Annotated in this window: 20 protein-coding genes; 6 read left to right on the top strand and 14 right to left on the bottom strand. The window is 26.5% G+C overall.

What is annotated here, in order from left to right; all coding sequences use genetic code 11:
• Positions 1 to 2 precede the first annotated feature (2 nt).
• Complete coding sequence (locus MPF13_RS09845; protein WP_249982348.1) at positions 3 to 371, top strand: DUF4258 domain-containing protein; 369 nt, start codon at positions 3 to 5, stop codon at positions 369 to 371.
• Here the strand turns inward: MPF13_RS09845 and MPF13_RS09850 are convergent.
• Both MPF13_RS09850 and MPF13_RS09855 read right to left on the bottom strand, forming a co-directional pair.
• On the bottom strand, positions 368 to 961 hold the full coding sequence (locus MPF13_RS09850; RefSeq protein ID WP_249982349.1) for a YdeI/OmpD-associated family protein: 594 nt from the start codon (positions 959 to 961) through the stop codon (positions 368 to 370). The genes MPF13_RS09845 and MPF13_RS09850 overlap by 4 nt on opposite strands.
• Positions 951 to 1,637 carry a TrmH family RNA methyltransferase gene (locus MPF13_RS09855; RefSeq protein WP_249982350.1) on the bottom strand — a complete coding sequence of 229 codons (687 nt, stop codon included), beginning with the start codon at positions 1,635 to 1,637 and terminating at the stop codon, positions 951 to 953. Before MPF13_RS09855 ends, MPF13_RS09850 begins: the two co-directional genes overlap by 11 nt.
• A 70-nt stretch (positions 1,638 to 1,707) precedes the next feature.
• On the opposite strand from MPF13_RS09855, the gene MPF13_RS09860 reads away from it, so the two are divergent.
• On the top strand, positions 1,708 to 2,391 hold the full coding sequence (locus MPF13_RS09860; RefSeq protein WP_249982351.1) for an SIR2 family NAD-dependent protein deacylase: 684 nt from the start codon (positions 1,708 to 1,710) through the stop codon (positions 2,389 to 2,391).
• Positions 2,392 to 2,393: 2 nt separating this feature from the next.
• On the opposite strand, the gene manA is transcribed toward MPF13_RS09860, so the two are convergent.
• A complete protein-coding gene (gene manA / locus MPF13_RS09865; protein ID WP_249982352.1) occupies positions 2,394 to 3,611 on the bottom strand; it encodes a mannose-6-phosphate isomerase, class I in 1,218 nt (405 codons plus the stop codon).
• Positions 3,612 to 3,672: 61 nt separating this feature from the next.
• Complete coding sequence (locus MPF13_RS09870; protein ID WP_249982353.1) at positions 3,673 to 4,830, bottom strand: response regulator; 1,158 nt, start codon at positions 4,828 to 4,830, stop codon at positions 3,673 to 3,675.
• 179 nt (positions 4,831 to 5,009) lie between these two features.
• Between MPF13_RS09870 and MPF13_RS09875 the strand changes: the two genes are divergently transcribed.
• The 3 genes from MPF13_RS09875 to MPF13_RS09885 are packed head-to-tail and all read left to right on the top strand — an operon-like array spanning position 5,010 to position 10,827.
• Positions 5,010 to 8,099: a putative glycosyltransferase family protein gene (locus MPF13_RS09875; protein WP_249982354.1), complete on the top strand. Its 3,090-nt coding sequence runs from the start codon at positions 5,010 to 5,012 to the stop codon at positions 8,097 to 8,099.
• Positions 8,099 to 9,313 carry a hypothetical protein gene (locus tag MPF13_RS09880; protein WP_249982355.1) on the top strand — a complete coding sequence of 405 codons (1,215 nt, stop codon included), beginning with the start codon at positions 8,099 to 8,101 and terminating at the stop codon, positions 9,311 to 9,313. Before MPF13_RS09875 ends, MPF13_RS09880 begins: the two co-directional genes overlap by 1 nt.
• Positions 9,310 to 10,827, top strand: a complete 1,518-nt coding sequence (locus MPF13_RS09885; RefSeq protein WP_249982356.1) for a glycoside hydrolase family 2 TIM barrel-domain containing protein — start codon at positions 9,310 to 9,312, stop codon at positions 10,825 to 10,827. The genes MPF13_RS09880 and MPF13_RS09885 overlap by 4 nt, the downstream gene beginning before the upstream one ends.
• 1 nt (position 10,828) lies before the next feature.
• On the opposite strand, the gene MPF13_RS09890 is transcribed toward MPF13_RS09885, so the two are convergent.
• Together MPF13_RS09890 and MPF13_RS09895 are read right to left on the bottom strand one after the other, a co-directional pair.
• On the bottom strand, positions 10,829 to 12,010 hold the full coding sequence (locus tag MPF13_RS09890; protein WP_249982357.1) for a glycosyltransferase: 1,182 nt from the start codon (positions 12,008 to 12,010) through the stop codon (positions 10,829 to 10,831).
• A 119-nt stretch (positions 12,011 to 12,129) separates the two neighbouring features.
• Positions 12,130 to 13,395, bottom strand: coding sequence for an oligosaccharide flippase family protein (locus MPF13_RS09895; RefSeq protein WP_249982358.1), 1,266 nt, complete (start codon positions 13,393 to 13,395; stop codon positions 12,130 to 12,132).
• Positions 13,396 to 13,707: 312 nt separating this feature from the next.
• On the opposite strand from MPF13_RS09895, the gene MPF13_RS09900 reads away from it, so the two are divergent.
• Positions 13,708 to 15,783, top strand: a complete 2,076-nt coding sequence (locus MPF13_RS09900) for a tetratricopeptide repeat protein (protein WP_249982359.1) — start codon at positions 13,708 to 13,710, stop codon at positions 15,781 to 15,783.
• A 53-nt stretch (positions 15,784 to 15,836) separates the two neighbouring features.
• Here MPF13_RS09900 and MPF13_RS09905 read toward each other — a convergent pair whose 3' ends face one another.
• From MPF13_RS09905 to MPF13_RS09940, 8 genes are all read right to left on the bottom strand, one after another.
• Positions 15,837 to 18,275 (bottom strand): DUF4114 domain-containing protein, encoded by a 2,439-nt coding sequence (locus MPF13_RS09905; RefSeq protein WP_249982360.1) that lies wholly within the window; start codon positions 18,273 to 18,275, stop codon positions 15,837 to 15,839.
• A 117-nt stretch (positions 18,276 to 18,392) separates the two neighbouring features.
• Positions 18,393 to 19,106: a LytR/AlgR family response regulator transcription factor gene (locus MPF13_RS09910; protein ID WP_249982361.1), complete on the bottom strand. Its 714-nt coding sequence runs from the start codon at positions 19,104 to 19,106 to the stop codon at positions 18,393 to 18,395.
• Between the two features lie 5 nt (positions 19,107 to 19,111).
• On the bottom strand, positions 19,112 to 19,429 hold the full coding sequence (locus MPF13_RS09915) for an Hpt domain-containing protein (RefSeq protein WP_249982362.1): 318 nt from the start codon (positions 19,427 to 19,429) through the stop codon (positions 19,112 to 19,114).
• A gap of 2 nt (positions 19,430 to 19,431) precedes the next feature.
• Positions 19,432 to 20,475 (bottom strand): sensor histidine kinase, encoded by a 1,044-nt coding sequence (locus MPF13_RS09920; RefSeq protein WP_249982363.1) that lies wholly within the window; start codon positions 20,473 to 20,475, stop codon positions 19,432 to 19,434.
• Positions 20,475 to 21,620 (bottom strand): FIST signal transduction protein, encoded by a 1,146-nt coding sequence (locus tag MPF13_RS09925; protein ID WP_249982364.1) that lies wholly within the window; start codon positions 21,618 to 21,620, stop codon positions 20,475 to 20,477. Before MPF13_RS09925 ends, MPF13_RS09920 begins: the two co-directional genes overlap by 1 nt.
• Complete coding sequence (locus tag MPF13_RS09930; protein ID WP_249982365.1) at positions 21,617 to 23,587, bottom strand: PAS domain-containing sensor histidine kinase; 1,971 nt, start codon at positions 23,585 to 23,587, stop codon at positions 21,617 to 21,619. The genes MPF13_RS09925 and MPF13_RS09930 overlap by 4 nt, the downstream gene beginning before the upstream one ends.
• Complete coding sequence (locus MPF13_RS09935; protein ID WP_249982366.1) at positions 23,587 to 24,126, bottom strand: heme NO-binding domain-containing protein; 540 nt, start codon at positions 24,124 to 24,126, stop codon at positions 23,587 to 23,589. The genes MPF13_RS09930 and MPF13_RS09935 overlap by 1 nt, the downstream gene beginning before the upstream one ends.
• 1 nt (position 24,127) lies before the next feature.
• Positions 24,128 to 24,541, bottom strand: a complete 414-nt coding sequence (locus tag MPF13_RS09940) for a response regulator (RefSeq protein WP_249982367.1) — start codon at positions 24,539 to 24,541, stop codon at positions 24,128 to 24,130.
• Between the last annotated feature and the right edge of the window lie 82 nt (positions 24,542 to 24,623).

Raw genomic sequence — 24,623 nt, forward strand, 5'->3', positions numbered from 1 at the left:
GCATGTTAATTAAAAGAATAGGATATTATTTAGTAGGATTATCAATAGGTTGTATTGGTGTTTACTTTTTTTGGCAAAAAAAACAAGCAACTTTTGATTACGGAATGGATGCTAGAACACTTAAAACAATTAGGATTAAAGAGCGTTTATTTTCTAATAATGCTAAGAATTCGATGTTACAACACAATATAGACACTTTAAAAATATCTACAATTTTGTACACTGGCGATGTTGATTTTGGTAAAAGCAAACCTAGACAAAAACCTTGTGCAGAATACTTTATTACTGGTAAAAAAGATTTAAAAAATGTAAGTCTTTATGTTAAACGTTGCGATTCTACTGCTACAATAGAAAAAGTAATTGTTGATTAACAATTCTTATATTTATCATGTAGTCCTACTCCATTTAAAATCATTGGAATAATTTTTTCTAACCTTTTTATTTTTGTTGCATCTCTTTTTGCTTCAGAAATGTAATCTGCATACTCTCTTTGTTTACCATTTGTTAATGCTTCAAATTTTGATTTTAATTCGGAATTTGAATTTAATTGAGCAGCAAATTCAGTAGGTATAATTAATTCTTTTTTACTTCTATTTGGTTTTATTTCTTTACCCTCTTTTACATTATCAATAGCCTCTAAAACATAGGCTTTAATTAAATCTGTATTGATTTCTTCTAAAGTATAAAAGCGCCATTGTAACATGGCTTTAGTTTTACCTTCTTGTGCATTTATAAATACTTTTTGTTTGTCTTTTAACAAGGCTCCCTGAAAAAACCACAAACCACAATAGTTTTTAAAAGCTGCTAAACCTAAAACATTTTTTCCGTTAAAAACATAAGTTGGAGCTCCCCATTTAATAGTTTCTTCTAAAGGTAATTCTGTTAAAACTGAACGTAGTTTTTCTAGTTCGTTTCTCCATGGTTCTTTTTTCGAAATATATTCATCAACTTTAGGATTCATCTGTTTGCTTTAAATTGTTATAATAATGAGCTTCTATTTTATCTACATTTTTAATGGTTTTCTTTACCCAATCAAAATACAAAATATCTTTTTCTTCTTTAGTTAATTGCCAATTAACATCTGATTTTCTTAATTTAGTAGTAACATCTTGCAAAATAATAGCTGCAGCAACAGAAATATTTAAACTCTCTGTAAAACCTACCATTGGTATTTTTAAAAAACCATCTGCTTGTTCTTTAACATAATCTGAAACCCCTTCTGCTTCTACTCCAAATACAAATGCCGATTTTTTTGTGATATCAAAATCTTGCAATAAACAAGAATCATTATGAGGTGTTGTAGCAACAATTTGATACCCCTTTTTACGTAAGTTATCTAAACATTCTTTGGTATTATTTCCATCAGATTTGTAACGTTTAGAAGTAATCCACTTTTGTGATCCTTTAGCTACATGCCTAGATACTTTGTTGGTATACTTATTTTCAATTGCATGTACATCTTGCACGCCAAAAATATCTGCAGTTCTTACTACAGCACTTGCATTGTGTGGTTGAAAAATATCTTCTAAAACCACAGCAAAATGCCTTGTTCTATCCTCTAAAACCTTTTTAAATAGATTTTTCCTTTTCTCAGTTAAATATCCTTCAAAATATGCTAATAAATTTTTATCAATCATAACTACAAACTTATCAATTTATTCTTATTTTTAACTTAATTGTAATTATTAAAAAATTGAAACTTAAAAAATGAAAAAACTGGTAGTATTAACAGGAGCTGGAATTTCTGCTGAAAGCGGAATAAAAACTTTTAGAGATTCTAACGGTTTATGGGAAGGACATGATGTAATGGAAGTAGCTTCTCCTGAAGGATTTAAAGCAAATCCGGAATTGGTTTTAGATTTTTACAATCAACGAAGAAAGCAATTGTTTGAAGTAAGCCCAAATAAAGGACATTATAATTTAGTAGCCTTAGAAAAATACTTTGATGTAGAAATTGTTACTCAAAATGTAGATGATTTGCATGAACGTGCAGGAAGCAAAAATGTAACGCATTTACATGGTGAACTTTTAAAAGCGAGAAGTATTGTTGATGAAAATGTAGTTTTAGATTGGAATAACAATCTTGTTTTAGGTGATAAATGTCCAAAAGGAAATCAACTAAGACCACATATAGTATGGTTTGGAGAAATGGTACCTATGTTAGAAAAAGCAATAGAAATTACTCAAAAGGCTGATATTTTAGTAATTATAGGCACATCAATGCAAGTATATCCTGCTGCAAGTTTGGTTAATTATATAAAACCAAAAACTCCAATTTATTTTATAGATCCAAAACCATCTGTATCTAAAAATCAATTCCTAAACTTAACAATAATTGACGAAATTGCTAGTTTAGGAACTGACACATTATTAAAAAAAATTAAACCTTAGTACTACTCTATTTTTGGAACACTTGCTTTATAAATTTCTACTTTTGTAGAAGTTTTTACAGTATAATTTGTATTTGCTTTAATTAATACTGATTCTCCTTTATTTATAGTTAAAGTTTCGTCATTATTAATAATAGTTGCTTCACCTTCTAATGCAATTAATATTTCTATAGAACTAGAAGTTGAATTATTAATAATATCTTTTGATAATTCAATTTTACTTAACTCAAAATCTTTAGCTTTGGTTTTAAAAACAGTTTCACCATTTGCTAGGTTTTTATTTCCATTTAAAACCTCTGGAATTGTTTCTTCGAATTTTGTGTTTTTTATTAACTCCTCAACATCAATATGCTTACTTGTTAAACCACCTCTTAAAACGTTATCTGAATTGGCCATTAACTCCATATTTAAACCTTGTAAATATGCATGTGGCACACCAGCATCTTGAAAAACAGCTTCTCCTTTAGAAACATTTAAAATATTAAAAAAGTAAATCGAAAAAATTCCTCTATCAATGTCTTCAGAATCTTTATTTACCAAAGATTTTGCAGACCAATATTCTGGTGTAGATTTATCAAATTCGTTATTTAAATATTTAGGGTAAATTCTATCTATCAAAGGTTTTAAAACATTATTAACCTCATTCTGAGTATACTCCATTACTTTTTTATAAAGACCTAAATAACCTTCATTTTTAAAAGTATCTAGCAAAAAGTTTAATTCTGGAGTATCTGTTAAATTTTTAATTAGTTTAGATGCTTCTAAAAAACCATGCAACAACCAAAAATCACTTAAAGCAACCATTAACTCTGGTTTATGGTTTTTGTCTTTATAATTTCTGTTTTTTGCTGTTAATGAAATTCCTAATTCATTTTCTTTTTCATACCCTATTATTGCAGCTTCTATTGATGGATGAACCTGAATAGAAAGCATTTTTTTTACATCTAAAACTTTAAATAAATAGGGTAATTTCCCAAAATTAGAAGCAACAGTTTTACCAAGATTTTCTATAGGATTATTTTCTACAAATTTATCTAAAGAGATCTCTTCTTTAGCTGTAATTATGCTAGAAGGCGCTTTTAAATGTGCACCTAGCCAATATTCTGCATAGGTTTCATTTTCTTTAATTTCTTGAGAAACTAAATTAGGAATATAACTTTCTCCACCCCAATCATAGTTTTGGACTTTTCCTTTTATTCTATATATTGATTTCTCTTTCATTCTAATAATAATATTGGCAATTTTAAGAATTATAAATTAATCTTAAAGAATTTATTTATAATTATTTTTTGTACTTACTTTTTCTATAATGAACGGCAATTTGACCTAACTGAAAAACAATTTTAACAGAGTCTTTCATCGATAATTTAGAACCATCTGCATGAATCCACCTTTTTATAGGGTGCTCACATAACATTTGCTTTGCTTTGTCTAAACCATAATGAAGTGTAATTCTTCTAAAAATTTCAACATCAAAAATCCATTGAGTAACAAACTTTTTACCAAAAGAAACATCAATTACATCTTTATGGAATATTTTAGCTCCACATTGTGTGTCTTTAAAATCCATTTTTAAGATTTTTCTGATAATATAATTAATAGTCATACTAATTATTTTTCTAGCAGATTCTTTAGTAATATTTGCACCCATTCTACTAATTCTAGAACCACTTACAATTTTATAATTTGCATTATTTTCTATAGTAGTTACTAAATCATCAAAATCGGCTAAATCTGTAGATAAATCTGCATCTAAAAAACCTATATAATCTAAATCTTCTTGTTTAGCCATATATAACATTCCTTGTCTTACAGCTTCAGCTTTACCACCGTTTTTCTCACAATCATAAACAGTTATAAAGTCTTCTTTTCCTTTTTGAATATCTTTTAAAACCTGGAGAGTATTATCTTTACTTCCATCATTTACAAAACATAAATGATACCCAGAGTTTTTAGCAATATAATCTGTAAATTCTTTACTAGATAATCTTTCTTCTTCATTATAACAAGGTATAACAACACCAACACATCTTTGTTGTATAATGGTATTTTTAAAATTGGTTGTTGCTTCTACATTTTCTGGAGTACCTATTAATCTTTTTGTTCTTAAAATAACCTCTGTTAAACTTAAAGGTTTTTTCATATAATCATTAACACCTAGTTCAAAACCTTTCGTTATCATTTCATCACCTGTATTACCAGATAAAATCATAATTGGTGTATCAGGTTTTTTACTTTCTCTTATATGTTTAACAACTTCTAATCCAGAAATTGTAGGCATATGAATATCTACTATTACTAAATCTGGTTCAAAAGAGTCATACAACTCAATACCTTTTACAGCATCTGTTTCTGTAATTACTTCATATCCCATTTCCTTTAATTTACTTTCTAATGGGATTAATACTAATTTCTGATCGTCAATTGCTAATACTTTCATCTTTTTGGGGTTTATTTTTTTTTTTTTAATACTTAAATTTACTAAGTTTTAGTATCTTATTTTTTTATTAGACATGAAATGTCATTTAATTTCGATTAAAGGTAGTTAACTATAGATAAATAAAAAATATTACTTAAAAATCTTTATATTTACTCTACAAAAGAGAGAGAAATTAGTTAATGAAAGAAAAATCTAATAAATACTTAATTACTGCAATTTTACTTGCTTTAACTTTTCATGGTTCTACAATCTTTTTTACTCTAGAAACTACTTATGACGCTTTAATTCATTTATTTTTTGCAGAACATTATGCTTCTAATTGGTTTGAACCTTGGAACTATAAATGGTATACAGGTTTTACTGTACAAAGTTATCCTCCATTAGTACATCAAACAATTGGAGCTTTATCTTTAATTGGTGGTGTAAAATTTGGTTTATTTACTCTAGCTATTATAGCCATAATATTATTTGTAACAGGTTCTTACAGGTATTCTCTATTAATTACAGCCAATAGAACTGTTGCAGGTTATGCAGCTGTTTTAGCTGTATTTTCATCATCTTTTGTAGAAACCTTACATATTTTTGGACAACTCCCCAGCATCATTGGAGTTTCTATATTAATGCACTCTTTACCTGAAATTTATTTATGGTTAAAAACTGGTAAATATAAATTCTTTTTTACCTCTCTTTCATTAATTTCTGTTACTGTAACCTCACATCATGTTACTCCTATTTTTGGAATGTTATTTTTTATCTTCCCATTAATTGGTACAGTAATTATGGATGTTGCAAGAGAAGAAGTAAATTCTTTTAAAGAAGTAACTTTTATGTTATTCTTAAAAACTTTTTTTAAGCAACTAAAAAAGAATTTAGCTTTCGGGTTTTCTGCATTATTTCTTATTGTTTTTTGTATTTTTCCTTACTGGTTAAATTCTAAAAAAAACCCAATAACTCAAGTACCTATTCCTCATGGTTCTAGAGATAGTTTTATAGAAGTAACTTCTTCTGGTTTGGTGTTTTTTACCATTCCTTGGGGTTTGTTACTGTTTATTTTGCCTTATATTTTTTATAGATATTATAGTAAAAGATATATCTTTTTTGGACTTTCATTTACAATGTTAGTTATTTTAGGTACTGGTGGTACAACTCCTATTCCTAAATTAATATTAGGAGAAACTGCATTTAATATTTTAACGCTAGATAGGTTTACTCTATGGGGTTCTATTATGTCTATTCCTATATTTGGAGAATTCATTTACAGATTTGTAGAAGGTGATTTAAAAGAATTAATTCAAAAAAGATTTGGTGCAATATATCATAGATTATTAGGTGGAATTTTAGCTGCTCTCTATGTTGGAATGGTTGTTTTTACAATGAGTTTGGGGTACTTTAGACCATCTCAACCTCAAAAAATAAAAATGTTACCTATTGTTAATTTCTTGAGTCAAGATTCTCATGATCATTGGAGACATTTAACATTAGGTTTTGGAGATCAAATGGCGTGGTTAGCTGCACAAACTAAAGCAATGAGTGTGGATGGTAATTATCATTCTGCAAGACGTTTACCAGAACTAACAACAAGACCAATTGAAAGATTAGAAAACTCTAAGTTTAAAGGTGTAGCAGGTATAGGGTCACTTCAACAATTTTTAACAACTCCAGAAAAGTACAACTTAAAATATATTTTTTCTAATGATAAATTTTATGACCCTGTTTTATTTTTCTGTGGTTGGCAACGTTTATCTCAATTAGAAAACGGAATTATGGTTTGGGAAAAATTAAACGTCCCTCCTGTTTCTTCAATATTACCAAAAGAAGACGTACCTGCTTGGGTTAAACTAATGTGGGGAATTATACCTTTTTTAACTGTAATTATTGCTTTTACTTTTAATGTACAATCAATATTTGTGAATAGTTTAAAAACTAAAATTAAAGCAAAACCAGATTTCTTTAAATTTCAAAATGATTATTCTAAATTTTCTAGACCTGTTTTAAAAGCATTTCATATTTGGGCAGTTGTATTATCAATTGCTATAGGTTACGCCTGCTATATGTTTTATATAAAAAATGACACACAAAGATCTCCAGAAAATGTAATTAAAGCTTATTATGATGCTGTAGATTTTAAAGAATTAAATAAAAGTTTTACATACATAGATCCTGAAGATGAACTTACTAGAGATCAATACTTATTAGAAATTTCTGTAACAGATGGTTTGTTGAGTTCTTACGCAAAATTAGATGCTATTACTACAGAAATAAAAAAACAAACAGATAGTTTAGCTACTCTAAAAGTAGAAACCAAATGGATAACACCGCTAGAAAAACTATCTAAAGTAGAATATAGAACAACAGTTAAAAGAGGACGAAAATGGTACTTAAAACCAACTAGAAAATCTATTGATTTACCTCCAGACCAATTGTATTCTAAAAATACTACTGGTTATTTTAATCAAGGAAGAAGAAGAATTACAACAGAACAAACGCATCATGAAGATGTTTTAAAACAACCTGTTTTAGAAATTGTTTCTGCTAAATTGATAAAATTTAACAAACGTTATTCAATTATTGGTGAAGTACAAAATATAGACAATGTACCCTCTGATGTAGTTTTAAAAGGTACATTATACAATGATGATGATAAAGAATTAGCAACCTATAATGCAAAACATATAATTAAACATAAATTAATGCCTAAAGAAATTAGTGCTTTTAGAATTAATTTTGAAGGTATTGCATGGTCTAAAACAAAAGATTCTATTCCTAAAACTTTTAATCCAGATGAGTTTACACCAATAGAATTAAGCGAGCAACCAACAAAATTTAATTTACAAGCTGCTGGGAACACCTCAAATTCAGATTTATATAAAGACATTGTTTTAAGCGAAATTAATATTACACCAAACAATATAAGCGGAACTTTATTTAATAGTGGTATACAAGAAATTACCATTCCTCAAGTAATTTTTACTTTTTATAATAAAGACAAAGAAATGATTTGGGTAGATAACTTGTTTTTAAAAGAAGGAATAAGACAAGAAAGAAAATTACGATTTAACTACTCTTTTCCTTTAAGACCAAGTATAAGAACTATTAGCGATGATATGAGTTTTTGTTTTGTAAATGGTTTGCCTAATAAAAATATTGCTTTTAAAATAGTACCAAATAGAATTAACAACCATACAATTGGAAAACTACAAAAAGTAGATCATCCTCTTTTTGGTTATGTTAGAATTGAATTAAACATTTATGTAGGAAATCCAAAATAATGAAGTTTAAAAAAAGAATTTTATTAATAATAATTCAGCTTCTAGTTGTTTCTTTTCTTGCCCAAGAAAAAACAACAAAGCAATCTCCTATCTCTATTTTATCCTTACAAAAAGAATTTATTGTTGGTGATGAAATTGTTTTAGAATTTAATGTAAAAAAAGACACATTATACAGTTTATATTGCACAAATAGTTATGGTTCTACTCTCATAGAATCTAAAGCAGTTAAAAATAAAGTAACATTTAAAATCCCTAGTTTTTTATCCAAAAAAAGAGGCGTTTTATCTTGGAAAGCAATAAATTATGAAAAAACAACATTTGGAGAAATTTTAATTTCATCTCAACAACAACCTACTAGTATAGAAACCTATTTAGGACCACCAAGTATAGATGCTGGTGGATTAGATTATACAATGTTGGTGGTAATACCAACAGATAGTTTAGATAACCCAATACTAGATAACAGTAAAGTTGATGTAAAATATCAATTCTTAAAATCTGAAGAAAAAGTAAATATTTTAACTGATAAATTAATTGGTCATAAAAATATTTTTTCCCCTAATAAAAGTGGAAGAATGATAATTTCTTCTGAATCTTATGGGTTAAATTCAAAAGAGTTTGATGTAAATATTATGCCTGCTATAGCCTCAAATTTTGAAATTTTTATGCATAGAAATCATGATTATGCAGATGGTAATCAAATAACAACGCTTTATACTTCAACAATAAAAGATAAAAACCAAAATATTATAAGCGATGGTAGTTATATAGAATTTTATATTAAAAATAAAGAAGGAGGAATATTAAAAACTGCTGCAACCACTATAAATGGAGTTGCACATGCTAAAATTGTTCATCCAGATTTTGAAGATGTTTGGACTGTAAAAGCTTATTTTATTGGTATATCAGAAAGCAATACCATTACTATTAAGTATAAAAAAGTTATAGAAGATTTTAATGTAGTTTTTGAAGATAATAATAGAACAATTACAGTAGGTCCTTTAGAAAGTTTTATGGGGCAAATAATTCCAGATGGATTGTATGTAAAACTATCTTTATATAAAAACAAAAAATTTATTAACGCATTATTTAAAGAATCTAATAATGGCTTTGCCACATTTTATTTAGATCCTAATATTTATGAAAATGATGTTTATAATTTTGTTATTGAGTCTGCAGGTATTAAAAAAGAATTTAAAGGTTTTAAATTATGAAAAAAACTAGCAAAAGAATTCTTAGAATAACTTTAATGTTAACTTATATTATAATAATAGGAATATTATTATTTTTAGTTAGTTCTATTTTTAGTTTTTTAAATACGGGTGCAGACAGAAGTAAAATGTTGCATACAGAAGTAAAAAAAATTGAGCAATATTTACCAAAAATTACTTGGAAAAATGATGGGAATGAAGGAAGAGAAATAAGTAAACAAAAAATTAGTGCAATAAAAAATGATTATATAGATGCTTGGTATGTAAAGCATATTGCATATAAAACAAACACAAGAGTTGGTATAGAAGACTACTTTACAGAAAGTGCAAGAAAAAACATTTATAATATCTTAGACTACAACAAGAAAAACAATATTACTATAGAGTCTACAACTTTAGAACATAATTTAGATATAGAATTTTTTAGTGAAGATGGTCAATTATTAGTTTTAAAAGATAATGATGCAGTAGAATATAAAAAAGTTTTTAAAGACAACGTTTTAGTTTTAGAAACTACAGAAGTAAATACTTACAGATATGTTTTATTATTAGAAGACGGTTTTTGGCGTATAAGACATATGGTTAAAGAATCTTCAGAAAAATATAAAAGTAAACTAATTAAAACACCAATAGAATTTACAAATATTAAAGGTATTAACTATTATCCTCAAGAAACTCCTTGGAATATGTATGGAGAGGAATTTAACATCAACATCATTAAAAACGATTTTAGAATCATTAAAAAAGCAGGATTAAATTCGATTAGAATTTTTGTACCTTATGAAGATTTTGGTAAAGCAAATGTAAATTATAAAAAAATAGAGAAACTTAAAAAAGTATTAGATACTGCTCTAGAATTAGATATTAAAGTAGTTATTACTTTGTTTGATTTTTATGGTAATTATGATGTTTTAGATTGGACTTTAAACCACAGACATACAGAAAAAATTGTAAATACTTTTAAAGATCATAAAGCAGTTTTAGCTTGGGATGTAAAAAATGAACCAAATTTAGATTTTGATTCTAGAGGAAAAGTTAATGTAACAGCTTGGTTAGATTTTATGATTTCATTAATTAAATCAATAGATAAAAATCACCCAGTTACTATAGGTTGGTCTAATGTAGAAAGTGCTACCATTTTAAAAGATAAAGTAGATGTAATTTCTTTTCATTATTATGAAAATCTTGCAGAATTTGAAAAAGAATATTTAACGTTAAAAGAAAAGATTGAAAATAAACCTATTATACTACAAGAATTTGGTGTTTCTTCTTATGGTGGTATGTGGAGGCCTTTTGCTAGTTCAGATGAAAAACAAGCTAACTATTATAAAGATATACAAAAAGTCCTGACAAAAAATGAAATTCCTTTTATGTCATGGACTTTATATGATTTTGATAACGTACCTAAGGAAGTCTTAGGGAGACTTCCTTGGCGAACAAATCCTCAGAAAAAATTCGGATTCATTTCTAATACTGGTGCTAAAAAATTATCTTTTAAATATATTTCTTCAGAATAAATTATTTCTTTTTATCAATAATTTTATTAAATTCTTCTAAGTAAATATCTGTAATTCTTTCCATTGGAAAAGCAGTTGCTGCTTTATAATTAGCTTCTCCTAATTCTATTCTATAATCATTATTAGTAACAATCGCTTTAATTGCATTTGCTAAACTTTCTACACTTTCTGGTTCAAAAAATTCTCCTCTATAACCTTCATCTACAATTAAAGTTGCTAAATCACCTAAGTTAGGCATAACCACTGCTCTACCATAACTACCTGCTTGATGCAATACTCCAGAACTACCTGTTGTAGATGTGTAAGGAAATACCACTACAGCACTTTCTGTAAATAAAGGCTCTACTTCTACTTCTTCTACATATCCTGTAAAATGAAGTTGAGGTACATGTTTGTATGTTTCTTTTGCATTTGCTAAATAACCTGGTACATTAGGATTGTCTGTTCCTGCAATTACTATTTCTAAATCTAAACCTGTTTCTTTTCTTACAATTTCTACAGCTTCTATCATAGACTCAACCTTCTTATAAGTACCAAATTTACCAAATGTCATTACTTTTAAAGGACCTTCTGGTAATTCTTGAGTTGGACTATCAGGAATTTCAAATGTTCCATGAGGAATCATTTTAACATTATCTACTTTGTATTTATCTACTAAAGTAGTTACATATTTTTCCATAGTTACTGCAACTAAATCTGATTTTAAAATTAATTTAGTTAAAGTAGTACCAATAAAATTGTACACTTTTTGAGCTAATTTATTGGTGGTAAAACCTGCACTACCTAAATCTACTTGTTCTAAAATATTATGCAATAAAACAATAGTTGGTATTCCTTTTCTTTTACACAATAAAGGTAACATTAAACCTAATGCAGCTACAACTTTCTTGTCTCCAAACTTCATAAATTGTAAGTTAAACAAGATTGCATCTGGCTTTGTTTGGTTTACTGCTTTTAAAACTTTAGTTGTATTAGAGTAGCTGTTAAACTTCCAACACTCTTTTATTGTTATTTTACATCCATCTTCTTCAAATTGAATATCTTTTTCACCTGAAGTAACATCTGTTAAAAGAATTAATTCGGTTACTTTTTCTTTAAGTCTAAAACTTTTTACTAAATGATAAGCATATTCGTTTAAAGTTACTTTGCTTGGGGGGTAGGCTGTTACTATTGCTAATTTCATCTTTTTTTTTTTTTTAATGTTACTATAAATTTCGGTCTTTATCTTTTATTTTATTAAAGAACAAAGTTCAAATGCAAATAAGTATAGATGATTGGAAAATTATTAAAGATATTTTACCTTTAATTAGTACTTTTTTTAATTTTAGATTTTTTAGAATCTTTAAAAAAGAAAAAACTTAACTGTACAATTAATAATAAAACCATAGCTATTATTTGTACATGAACTACTTGTTCTAAAGATTCATGAAAAAGAACGACTAATACTATTTGTAACATCCCAAAAATTCCAGAAAGTACTACAGGAACGTATTTATCTAAAGACAAATAGTAATAAGCAAATATGTTTGAAATTGCAAAAATACCGGTAGCAGAAGCATATTTCCATAATAATTGAGATATTCCTAAATACTCACTACCAAATAATATTTTAATAATTTCATCAGGAAAAAAGAAACAACTTACCACAATAGAGGTTGCTATAAAAGCTATATAAGCAACATATTTTAATAAAATTGGCAAGGTATCTTTTCCATCTTTTTTAAGTTGCACTACAGTAGGTAAAAGCAACATAACAAACATCCAAGCAATAAAATAAACTACTCTACCAATTAATGCTAAAGAAGCATACAAACCAGCTTCATAAGATTCAAAATAATGCTTCACTAATAAAATATCGCTATTATTAATAATAATTTGAGTTAACTCATAAAATGCTGTTATTATAAAAAACTTTTTTACTAATTTTTTGTTAGCTTCTTCTAACTCTAGTGGTTTAAAAAGAGAAAAACTATTCTTTTTAAAAGGAATTAATCCAAAGGCAAAAGAACAAAAAATACCTATTGCTATAATTAAAGACGAGTCTATATCTAATAAATATAATAAAGCAAATGTTAGTATTAAACGACTTATCATTTCTGATTGATAAGTAATCGATAAAGAAAGTAATTGCTGTTTTCCTTGAAAAATACCTCTATTTACACTCATTAAAAAATACAAGGGCACACCAATACCAAAAATAACAAACATTGTAGACGAAGTTGTTTTAAAAAAAATTTGCAATTGTGATGAGAAAACAACAATTGCAATTCCTAAAACAACACCTGTTATAGATGCATTTTTATATATTTTAGATATAAAGCCACTAAAAACAGAATCTTCAAAAATAACTGAAAACTTAGCAGTTACAAGCTGAAAAGTCATTGCTACAAAAGAAAGTACTAATAAAAAAGTTATAAGAATTGCTGCATCTGCAAACTTCTCTGGACCTAAAACTCTACCTAATACTAAATTATATATGTAATTTCCACCATTAACTAGCAAAACACTTAACATAAATAGTTGTTCTGGCTTAATGGTTTTTTTTATAAAACTTATAACTCCTTTCATGCTTTTTCTTATTCTTTTTTAGGGTTCAATTTTTTTCTTGATAATCCACATAAATATAGATAAAATTATAATTCATTTAAAATAACTTTATCAAATTTCAAGATTTACTTCAACCAAATATAACACTAAAGCTTCTTTATAAATTTGATTTTTATCATATTAATTTAAACTATTTTGGTCTATTTTTATGAACTTAAATCAAATTTGCTAATAAAAAGGATCTATTTTAATCATAAAAAAAATGCAATTAAAATAACAATAACACATACTTTATAATTCTATTCCTTAAATTGCAATTGAAAAAAAATTAATATGAAATCAATAAGTTTATCCCTACTATTCTTTTTATTGTTTAGCATTCAGTGTTTTGGTCAAGATATGAAAGAAGGTTTCACCTATCTAGAAACAGGAAAATATCAAAAAGCAGAAGTTTTTTTTAAAAAAATATTAAAAGATTACCCAACTAATAAAACTGCTATACTTTGTTATGGTAGAGCTGTTGGTTTAAATGGAAATGCAGCAAAAGCTGTTAAAATATTTATTGGTCTATTAAAAGATTATCCAGATTCTTTTGAAGTTAAATTAAATTATGCAGAATCTTTATTGTGGGGTAAAAACTATCCAGATGCTAAAGTATATTATGAAAAACTATTAAAAGAAGACAGTAAAAGTTTTGCTGCCTTATTAGGGTATGCAAATACTTTATCTAACTTAAAAGAATACGAAAATGCTATAATTAATGTAAACAAAGCTTTAGAAGTTTTACCTGGCAATCCAAATGCATTAGTTTCTAAAAAATATATGAGACTTGGTTTAGCCAATAAAAAAATTAAGTATCAAAAATATGATGAAGCAGAAAAATATTTAAAAGAAAACTTAATTACTTTTAAAAACGATAAAGAAACACTTTTAAACTTAGCAAACTTATATTTAATTTCTAAACAAACAGATAAAGCAAAAGCTACTTATGAAATTATAGGAAAAAACCCTAAAGATAAACTTACTTCATTAAACGGAATTGCTTTATCCTATCATTTGGCAGGTGATGAAAAAACTGCTTTAAGTTATTCTAAAAAAGCTTTAGCTAGTATTTCAGAAGATTCTCCTAAAATTCAAAAAAATCAAACTATAGAACGATATATACAAGCATTAATTTGGTCTAAAAAGTTTTCTGATGCTGATATTGAAATAAAAAAATTATTAGACAACAATGATAATCCTGATAATTGGATGCTTTCATTAAGAGCTACTTTAAATGTTTATAAAAGCGATTTTAAAAAGAGTTTAGCTGATTACAATTTAATTCTAAAAAAAGACAGTGCTTCTTTTGATGGAAACCTTGGTAAAGCTAACGTATTAAAAGCTTTAGGTTATTATAAAGGAGCTTATAAAAGTGCAGAAAACACATTAACTTTTTATGATGAACAAAAAGATGCTAAGAATTTTATTAAGCAATTAGACTTAAGTTATACACCTGTAACAGAAACTAAAGTTTCTTATTCTTTTGATAATGGAAATAATGAAGCCAAAGCTTTAGATTTTAAAACAGAAGTCCCTTTATCTATTAAATTTAAACTTTTAGCAAATTATAATTTAAGAACAACTTCAAATACAACTACAGGCTTAAAAGCTACTACTAATAATTTACTTTTAGGTGCCTCTTATCAATTATTAAATAACTTAACTTTAAAGGCAAATTTTGGTGTTACTTCTTCAGAATCTGAAACAAGTAGTTATAAAAAACTTTTAACAGACATTTCTTTTAGCACAAAACCTTTTAAACTTCAAAACTTAGAAATTGGTTACAAAAGAGATATTCAAAATTTTAATGCTGCCCTATTAAACGAACAAATTGTACAAAATAACCTTATCTTAAATTATAGTGTAAGTACAAACTTTAACTTAGGTTGGTTTACTCAGTATTATTATACTTTTCAAAGTGATGACAATGCTAGAAACCTATTGTTTACATCTTTATATTATAATATTTTAGCTAAACCATCCATGAAAGCTGGTATAAATTACCAAAACCTTTCCTTTAAAAACCAAGTACCTACAGTTTATTTTAGTCCTAGTAAATTTAATGCAGTAGAAGTATTTGTAAACCTTATAAAAGATGAAAGTGCTGCTAAAAATAAAGAATTGTTTTATGGTTTAACAGCAGCAACTGGTTTACAATACATTGAAGATGATGATAGTTTAAGTACTTACAGAATTGATGCTAAATTTGGTTACAGATTTTCTGAATATGCTTTATTAAATATTTACGGATTGCAAAGTAATATAGCTTCAGCTGTGGCAACTTCTGGTTCTACTGGCTTTACTTATACTGAGTTTGGGTTACGTTTTAAATGGATTATCTTAAAGAAACCTATCTATAAAAGATAAGGCAAAAGATTTCTCTTTTGCCTTTAAACATAAATTGATTATTAACGAACAGATTAATTTATGATAAAAGTTCCTGAATGTTGATTATTTGCATCATCTATAATTCTATATTTATACATACCCTTTTTTAATTGAGGTGCATTGTATTGAATTTTATTAGATGAATTAGTGTTTAAAATTTGATAATCTACTACTCTACCAATTGTATCATAAACTTGAATTTTTACAGTTTGAGAAATTGTTGGTAATTGAATTGTTGTTGTAGTAGAAAATGGATTAGGATAATTAAAAGCTTTTGTATTTATTGCTTCATTAAAAGTTTCTACAGACAAAACATCATTTTTACTAAAAGATAGATTTTTAACATCAATTTGAAAAGGTATATAGTTTGTATAGTCTCCAATTATAGAAAAAACAACTGTTTTTATATTATTAATTTCTGCTGAATTTCCATTTGCATCTACAAAATCAGAAAAAGATAAATTCATAGTTCTTTCTTCTTTATTACTAGGAATTGTATAACGCAATCTGTTTTCCCATTCTCTATCATCTTCAGACATGATTACAACTTCTACTGGTTCATTATTTGTAATATTAAAGTTTATAAAACCATAATCTGTAACATTTAATGTTTGATCTCCAGGTAAAATATGTCTAAATAAATTTACATTTCCTTTAACTTCTCCAACTGCACTTACACTTCTATCAACTTCATAAAAATCATCTTTATATTCTCTATTAGTTGTAGAGACCTCAAAATTAGCAACAGTTACATAATCATTTAAGTAATCTAATCCCCAAGGTCCGTCAGCTAAATAAAGTGCATCTTTTTGTGGTGATGATGCTGTTTCTAAAGAAAAACCAATATCAAACAAAACACCTGTTTGTATAGATAATACTTCATTATAATCTCCAGAAAGTGTAAAATTATTTGAAACTTGAACATGATTAGATACTTCTGTTTCTGCAATATTACCAACAAATTTTACAGATGTTTCTTGCGTTCTATTTACAATATTTAAGTTTATTACTCCATTAGAATAACTACCAGACTTTACAAAAACATTAGGCAAAACAGTTTCTACAGTTGTGCTATTCAATCCATTTAAATTTGTATGTTCATCAATTATAAAATTAGCAATTGAAAATACTTGTGAAAAAGAACTTCCCCAAATTTGATAGTTTTGGTAGTTTCCAGAAGGATATTGATCTATATTCCAAAAACTAAATAACTCATCTTCTTTTGCATCCATTTTAATAGAAAAACTTAATGTATATTCTATTTGTCCTGATGCTCTTTTAATTTTAGAACTTATAATTTGATGACCTCTTGTTTCAACTGTTCTTACATCTTCTAAACTAGAACTATTTAATCTATCGCAAATAACTTTTGAATGATCGTAAATAGAACCAATAGTTTTAGTAGCTAATACTGCAGATACTCTTTCTTCTCCTTGATAATAATCTACAGAAAATATTTCTTGAGCATTTGTTACTCCTAATAAATCTTCTGGACTAGAAACATTAGCTACTTCTGTTTTGTACATACCTGTTTCTGGCAAAAAGTCTATTAAAGAAACTGTATTACTTTTACTTTTTAATGCAGTTTTATTAAACTTTTTCTGAAATTTTTTCTGAAAACTATTATTGCCTTCTTTAATTCTTTTAAAATTTCTTTTTGCAATTAAGTTTGCTAAAGAGCCATTACTTTCTAAACCTCCATTATTAGCAGATGAAACATTGTTTATTTCTGTTACTTCTGCATAATTAGTTGTTGTAATTGCTTCATATGGATTTGCTGTTACATAAAAAATAGCATCGTTAAAATCGTTATCACAACTGCTGTAATCTCTTCTTATATCTTCAAAACCTAAAATAATTCTTTCATTATTAGGATCTGCTAATAATACATTATGATATCTTAAACTTTGATTAGCTTCTGGATTATAATCTGGATTTGAATACAAATTCCAAAGAGAATTACCAACTGACTGACTAGTAGAGCTCCAAGCATTTGCTAATAAAACCCAACCTATTCCTGTTCCTTTTTTAAAAGTTCCAATTTTAACTTTATCTCCTACTTGTAATCCTCCTCCACTACCAAGAGCTGAAACATTTGGAAAAATAATTGTAATATCTTCTTTACTTGGTTTTGTATTTGTTGGGTTATTTAAATCATAAGTATAAAAACCTAATACATTTTTATAACCTGCTCCTTCACTTACAAAAGTTACCCATACATCTGCATCTTTTTCTAATTTTACATCAGTATCATAACCAGAAGTTATGTATTGAGGGTTATAATCTGGCACAGGGTATCTTTCTGGAAGAGAATTGTTTATCATTCTTTGGGTCTCTACAGAAACAACATCACTTGGATTCTCTAAATACAAAGGAGTTCCATTAGAAGTATAATTTCCTAAGTACTGATAAGTTTGTGCACTTAAAGATGTTATAACTGTTGATAATAAAAGAAGTAATATTTTTTTCATGACATAATTAATTTATGCCGCGAAATTAGGAACTCAATAAAGTAAAAATTATAGATTTTCGTCTTTGACACTTTAACTATAGACGAATTGTATAAAGTGTTTAGATAAAATTAAAAATTACAGTAAGTCTAACCTTTTCATTAATTCTGGTCTTTTAGACCTACTTACTGGTATAACATCTTTCTTAATTAAAACACTATTATCTTCAATATCAATAATTTTTTTGATGTTGATAATATAAGAACGATGTATTTTTAGAAACAATGAATCTGGTAGTTTTTCTTCTATCTTTTTTAGGGTAGAATGAACAGTATAATCTTTAGTTTCTGTTTTAATTTTAATATAGTCTCCTTTTGCTTCTATTAAATAAATAGTTGGCAAATCAATTTTAATTAACCTTCTATCTATATTAATATAAAAGTCATTTTCTATATCATTTTTTTTAGCTGTAGTTTTTTGATCAGTATTAGTAGATACTAATTGTTTTTGTTTTGCTCTTTCTATTGCTTTTGTAAAACGAGGTAATTCTATTGGTTTTAATAAATAATCAACAATAAAATCATACTCAAAAGCTTCGATTGCAAATTTAGGATCTGCAGTAGTAAAAATAATTTTTGGAGGGTCTTTAAGGGTTTTTATAAAATCTAAACCACTAAAACCAGGCATATGAATATCTAAAAAAATTAAATCTACACTATTTTCTATCAAATATTTCATAGCATCAATTGCGTTAGAAAATTCTTTTAAAATATTAATAGATTTAAATTCATTGCATAGAGTTTTTAGTATGACTCTAGCCATTTTTTCATCATCAATAATAATACAATTCATAAAAATTATATAGTTTCAATATAATCTGAAATTGCTGTTAAAATTTGATCAAATTCTTTTTGTCCTTCTAAACTTTGTTCTCTAAGGTTGTGTTCAAACTCGTTAGCAGCTTCATAACTCTTTTCAAGTCCTAAAATACTAATTTTATGTTTAATTGTATGAACATTTTCTTCAATTTTTTTAAATACCTTATTTTCTAAATTATTTAGGTATTCTTTTTTTTCTTCTGGAAACTCAGTTTTTATTACTTCTATTAACTCATTTTTAATAGATTCATCTCCTCTTGCTAGTTGATTTATATAATCTAAATTTGGCTTTTCCATTATTATTTTTTTATACTAAAATAAAAAGTAGAACCTACATTTGGTTCAGATTCTAAGTATATTTCTCCTTTGTAAACTTCAATTATTTTCTTTACAATAGATAATCCAATACCAGAAGATTTATAATTATCTTCTAATTTTTGAAAAGCTACAAATATTTTATCAAAGTATTTTTTTTCTATACCTACACCATTGTCTTTTATATAAAAATTCCAATAGTCAGAATCTTCTTTAAAACCAATTTCAATACTAACTTCTTTTTTATTGTTAAAATTTATTGCATTACTAATTAAATGTTGAAATAATTGTTCTAACCTATAAGTATCACCTTTTATAACTGGTAGTTTTTTAGGTATTATAAATGTTATATTTTCTTGTTTAGAAAAAGTTTTTATAATATCATTTACTAAAGAGTCTAAACTTATATTGTATAACTCTTTTTCTATTTTACCTATGGTAGAATATTGTAAAATTCCTTTTACAAGGGTATCCATTTTCTCAACATTTTCTCTAATTAGTTGTAAAGTTTCTTTACCAGATACATCTAAAACCCCAGAATAATCTTCTAAAACCCATGCAGTTAAAGCCTCTATACTTTGTAAAGGCGATTTTAAATCATGAGATACCATGTGGGCATAATCATTTAATTCTTGGTTTTGACGTTCTAAACTTTGTACTAATTTATCTTTTTGTTGATTTATTTTAATGATTTCTTTAGTTTGATTATCAATAAAATCTACTAATTTTAATGAATCTGAACTTTCATCTGGTCTTACGTTTTCTAAATCGTAAAACTGTAATTTATCTATTACGCTTTCTAATTTTTTTATAATTCTTTTTTGAGAAATTGTTTCATCTCTCAATTGTTTATTTGCACCAAAAAGTTCTTCAGAACTAATTGTAGTAGCTCTTTGAAGCATACCAAATTGTTCTTCTGAAGTATTATAGGATCTATCTATTGCGTCTAAAAATTTTTCTAAATCTGTATTAGACTGTAATTCTTTTGGTAGATATTTTCTTATTTGTCTTTTTAGTAAAGAATTCATTATTCGCTTATTAACGTAATTGTCATTGTTTGGTTATGTAATTGGCAATTATTTTCTCCTATAAAGGGTGCTATTTCTCCATAAGAATATAACCCTGTAATTGTTGTATCTTCTCCAACAACTTCCATAACTTCTTCTACTTCTTCTTCTACTCTTTGGTCTAAAACTAATTTTCTACCAATACAACTCACTAAAATTGCTAATTCTGGTTTATTTTCTCTAGCTTCTACTGCATTTATTGCTGCTTTTTCTGCTGCATTAACAATGTTATCTACATTGGTCATCATTAATTGTACATTAGAGTCTTTAAAAATATCTCCAGCTAAAATCATTGAGTTTTCTTTTTCATCTATATTTAAAATAGTTCTAACTGTATAGTTTTCTCCATCTATAGATTTTACATTTAAAGGATAAAGTAATGCAGCTCCTGGTAATTCTTTAGCTTTTTCACCTAAATATTTTTTATATAAATCTAATGCAGGTAAGTTATCTAACTCGTACAAAATATTGTCTTTAGATTTAGTTACAGCTCTTTCAGGACCAAAAGGTGTCCAACCTCCATTAATAGAAAACGTAACTTCTAATGTTTCTCCATATAAACCAATAGCAACTATTTCTCCAGATTTAGGGTTTTCATTATAAGATGAAATTGTTTTTTCAAATCTTGCTCCATCACCACATAATGCACCAGTTATTGTTAAATTATCATCTGTTGCAGCACTCATTCCTTTAGTTAATTGACTTCCGTTAATAAAACTACCTTCAGATACTACAAAAACATGTTTTAATCCTTCTTCTGGTAATTGATTTATTAATTCTTTACCTACATTAAAACTATTTATTGAATCATCATTATTTGCTTCTAAAACATTAGTTGTTTTTATTATAAAACTACTTTTTTCAAATTCTATTGCTGTAATTGTTATAGTTTCGTCTGTTACAGAATGTGCAGAAATGTCTCCAGAAGCAGAGCCAAATACAATATGTCCATCATTAAAGATTGATTTTATTTCTTCAAAAATAGTTTCACTTTCTAACATAAATCTATTTCCAAAAACTAAAACTAAAGGTTCTTTTAATTCTAATTTATCTGATAAATATTCCCAATCTGAATTTTTGTTTTTTCTTAATTGTACTGTTTTCATTTTGCTTCTTTTTTAAATGTGAAATAAAAAGTTGTTCCTAAATTAGGTTTACTTTCTAACCAAATTCTACCTCCATATAATTCTATAATTTTTTTAATTATAGATAAACCAATACCTGTAGAATCTTTTCTTTTGTTTAATGAATGGAATACTTTAAAAATCTTATCATGATATTTTTCTTCTATTCCAATACCATTGTCTTTTATTGAAAACTGATGGTATTCTCCATCATCAACATAATCTATATCTATTATACCAACTTCTTTATCACAAAATTTAATTGCATTACTCATAAAATTTTGAAATACTTGTTGAAACTTGGTTTTATCACCTTTTACAATTGGTAATTTATTTAAAATATTTATTGATATATTTTCTGGAACGTATAAAAAGTTTTTTAATACGTTAACTGTGTTATTTAAATCAACCTCTTCTTCTTCTGCTATTGTAGCACCTGCACTAGAGTATTCTAACACGTTAGAAATCAATGTTTCCATTGTTTCTACTGTATTTTCAATGAGATCAAAATTTTGAAGAGTCATATCATCAAATTTATCTTGATTATCAGATTTAATCCAAGAAACTAAAGCATCTATACTTCTTAATGGAGATTTTAAATCATGAGAAACTATATGAGCATATTCATATAATTCTTGATTTCTATCTTCTAACTCTTTTAATATTTTTTCTTTTTGTAACTGTAGTTTTTTAAGTTCTGTTATATCTAAATGAATACCTATTGCACCTATAACTTCACCCTTTATATTATAGTTAGGAGCATTACTAACTAACCAATGTCTATATTCTCCTCTACCACATTTTGTTTTAATTTCGTAAGTACTAGATTCTCCAATTTGATTAATGTTTAAATCACTAGAATCTACTTTTTTAGAAGTGTTTTCTACAGGAAAAACTTCTCTTTCAACTTTACCTATTAAATCTTCTTCTTCATAACCAGACATTTCTAAGAAACTCTGATTTACCATTAAAATTTCTTCATTAGTATTAATTTCTACTAATCCTAAATTCATGTTGGCAATTATGCTACTATACTTTTCTTTTTCTGCCTCTATACTTAAATTATAATTCTTTTCTAGAGTAACATCTCTAAAAGTCCATAAGAAGCCATTTATTTTACCTTCTACAATTATTGGTGTATAGTTTCTTTCTAGAATTTTACCATCAACCATTTCTAATTGATCTCCAAAAACTGCTATTTTGTTTTCAACAATTTCATTCATTCTCATAACAAATGAATCGGGGTTTTTAAATTTAACCTTATTCATTTCAGAGGCAACACCACAATCCATTCCTATTAAATCTTGTGGTTGAGCATCTACATTAAGTAATTCGCAAAATTTTGTATTAGATAAAACTATTTTACGGTTTTCATCTTCTAGAATGATACCACTATTAAGGTTTAAAACTAAAGCAGAAAGTCTATTTTTAGCTTCTATAACTAGATTTCTAGATTCTTTATCTTTGGTAATATCTCTAATTATTCCTTGTGCAGCAATAGGTTTTTTATTTTTATCGTATACAATTGTAGCATTTATTTGTATCCATCTAATATCTTTACTTTTAGTGTAAATTCTAGCAGTAAAATCATTAAAAAAACCTTTTTCATATAAATTAGTAAAAGACTTATAAGTATATTCTACATCTTTTTCATAAATTATATCAGTAACATTAAATTTTTCTTTTCTTATATCATAACCAAATAACTCAACAGCAACATCGTTCATCTTTAAAACATTCCCAAAGAGATCCATGGCAACATAGGCATCATTAATGTTTTCAAAAATACCTTTAAGTGTAGAAGACTTTTCATCTAAAAGATCTTTTAATTCTTGAGAAATTTCATATAACTCTCTTGACTTTTCTTCAAGAATTCTTTCAGCAGATTTCCTTGCAGCTTTTTCACGCTTTAGGGCACGCTGTAATATTTCTACTTGGTTCTGACTCATTAGTTTTTGTTTACAATAAACTTAACTTCTGTTCCGTCTTCTTTTATTTTTTCAAGAACAATAGATGCTGTACTATTAAAATGCTCGAAAGTTTTATTCATTAAACCTAGTCCAAAATGGTGCATTGCTCTACTAGATTTATAAATCATTATTAAAGAATTTTCTGTTTGTTTTTCTATAATAAAAGTAGGCAATTCTGCATCTGGATATATTTTTTGCACTTCTACATGGATATGGTTTTCTATGGAAGCCAACATTTCTATAGGATCATTATAAGTTGCTAATAACCCTGGATAACTAGTTTCTATAACAGAAAAAAAGTGTTCTGCATAAACTAATAATAAATCATCTGTAGAAATACCTGTATTGTTACTTAAGTTTGTAAGCAATTGAAGCATTTCTGAAAAACTATATGTACCAATAGATGTGTAAATTCCTTCTGATTCTAATTTAGATTGAGAAATAATTTTATCAACCATTTCTAACCCAAATTTTTCTTCGACTAAATCTAAAAATTCTGTAAAAACAATTCCTTTCATTTTAAACCTTTTTTAACTCAATTAAACTCCAGTAATTTAAAACTGCTTCAATTTTTTTAACATAATCATCATATTTCAAAGGTTTTAAAACATAACCAGAAATACCAATTCTATAACACTCTAAAAGATCTTTTTGGTTATCAGAAGTAGTTAAAATAATTATTGGAATATGCTTAAATTCATCTGTATCTTTTATGATAGTTAAAAACTCGATACCACTCATTTTAGGCATGTTTAAATCTAATAAAATTATATCAGGATATTTAGATTTATCTTCTAAAATTTTTAATGCCTCTTCACCATTTTTCGCTTCCTGCATTGTATGATCTAATTTTAAAAATGAAATGGTTCTTTTCATTTTCATAATTTCAATTAGATTGTCTTCAATTAACAATACTTTTAAGTTTTTAGCCATTTTGTTAGGTTTTACTATTTAATTTTACACTAAAATAAGTCATTAAAAAGCATTGAAAATACCTACGTGTTTAACTAAATGA

The sequence above is a fragment of the Polaribacter sp. Z022 genome, assembly GCF_023555495.1.
Lineage (GTDB): Bacteria > Bacteroidota > Bacteroidia > Flavobacteriales > Flavobacteriaceae > Polaribacter.

Coding starts and splice junctions, on each gene's coding strand:
- MPF13_RS09910 (WP_249982361.1), bottom strand. CDS start 19,106: ATGAATTGTATTATTATTGATGATGAAAAAATGGCTAGAGTCATACTA.
- MPF13_RS09860 (WP_249982351.1), top strand. CDS start 1,708: ATGAAAAAACTGGTAGTATTAACAGGAGCTGGAATTTCTGCTGAAAGC.
- MPF13_RS09870 (WP_249982353.1), bottom strand. CDS start 4,830: ATGAAAGTATTAGCAATTGACGATCAGAAATTAGTATTAATCCCATTA.
- MPF13_RS09905 (WP_249982360.1), bottom strand. CDS start 18,275: ATGAAAAAAATATTACTTCTTTTATTATCAACAGTTATAACATCTTTA.
- MPF13_RS09930 (WP_249982365.1), bottom strand. CDS start 23,587: ATGAGTCAGAACCAAGTAGAAATATTACAGCGTGCCCTAAAGCGTGAA.
- MPF13_RS09915 (WP_249982362.1), bottom strand. CDS start 19,429: ATGGAAAAGCCAAATTTAGATTATATAAATCAACTAGCAAGAGGAGAT.
- MPF13_RS09880 (WP_249982355.1), top strand. CDS start 8,099: ATGAAGTTTAAAAAAAGAATTTTATTAATAATAATTCAGCTTCTAGTT.
- MPF13_RS09940 (WP_249982367.1), bottom strand. CDS start 24,541: ATGGCTAAAAACTTAAAAGTATTGTTAATTGAAGACAATCTAATTGAA.
- MPF13_RS09920 (WP_249982363.1), bottom strand. CDS start 20,475: ATGAATTCTTTACTAAAAAGACAAATAAGAAAATATCTACCAAAAGAA.
- MPF13_RS09925 (WP_249982364.1), bottom strand. CDS start 21,620: ATGAAAACAGTACAATTAAGAAAAAACAAAAATTCAGATTGGGAATAT.
- MPF13_RS09890 (WP_249982357.1), bottom strand. CDS start 12,010: ATGAAATTAGCAATAGTAACAGCCTACCCCCCAAGCAAAGTAACTTTA.
- MPF13_RS09895 (WP_249982358.1), bottom strand. CDS start 13,395: ATGAAAGGAGTTATAAGTTTTATAAAAAAAACCATTAAGCCAGAACAA.
- MPF13_RS09855 (WP_249982350.1), bottom strand. CDS start 1,637: ATGATTGATAAAAATTTATTAGCATATTTTGAAGGATATTTAACTGAG.
- MPF13_RS09845 (WP_249982348.1), top strand. CDS start 3: ATGTTAATTAAAAGAATAGGATATTATTTAGTAGGATTATCAATAGGT.
- MPF13_RS09900 (WP_249982359.1), top strand. CDS start 13,708: ATGAAATCAATAAGTTTATCCCTACTATTCTTTTTATTGTTTAGCATT.
- MPF13_RS09935 (WP_249982366.1), bottom strand. CDS start 24,126: ATGAAAGGAATTGTTTTTACAGAATTTTTAGATTTAGTCGAAGAAAAA.
- manA (WP_249982352.1), bottom strand. CDS start 3,611: ATGAAAGAGAAATCAATATATAGAATAAAAGGAAAAGTCCAAAACTAT.
- MPF13_RS09850 (WP_249982349.1), bottom strand. CDS start 961: ATGAATCCTAAAGTTGATGAATATATTTCGAAAAAAGAACCATGGAGA.
- MPF13_RS09885 (WP_249982356.1), top strand. CDS start 9,310: ATGAAAAAAACTAGCAAAAGAATTCTTAGAATAACTTTAATGTTAACT.
- MPF13_RS09875 (WP_249982354.1), top strand. CDS start 5,010: ATGAAAGAAAAATCTAATAAATACTTAATTACTGCAATTTTACTTGCT.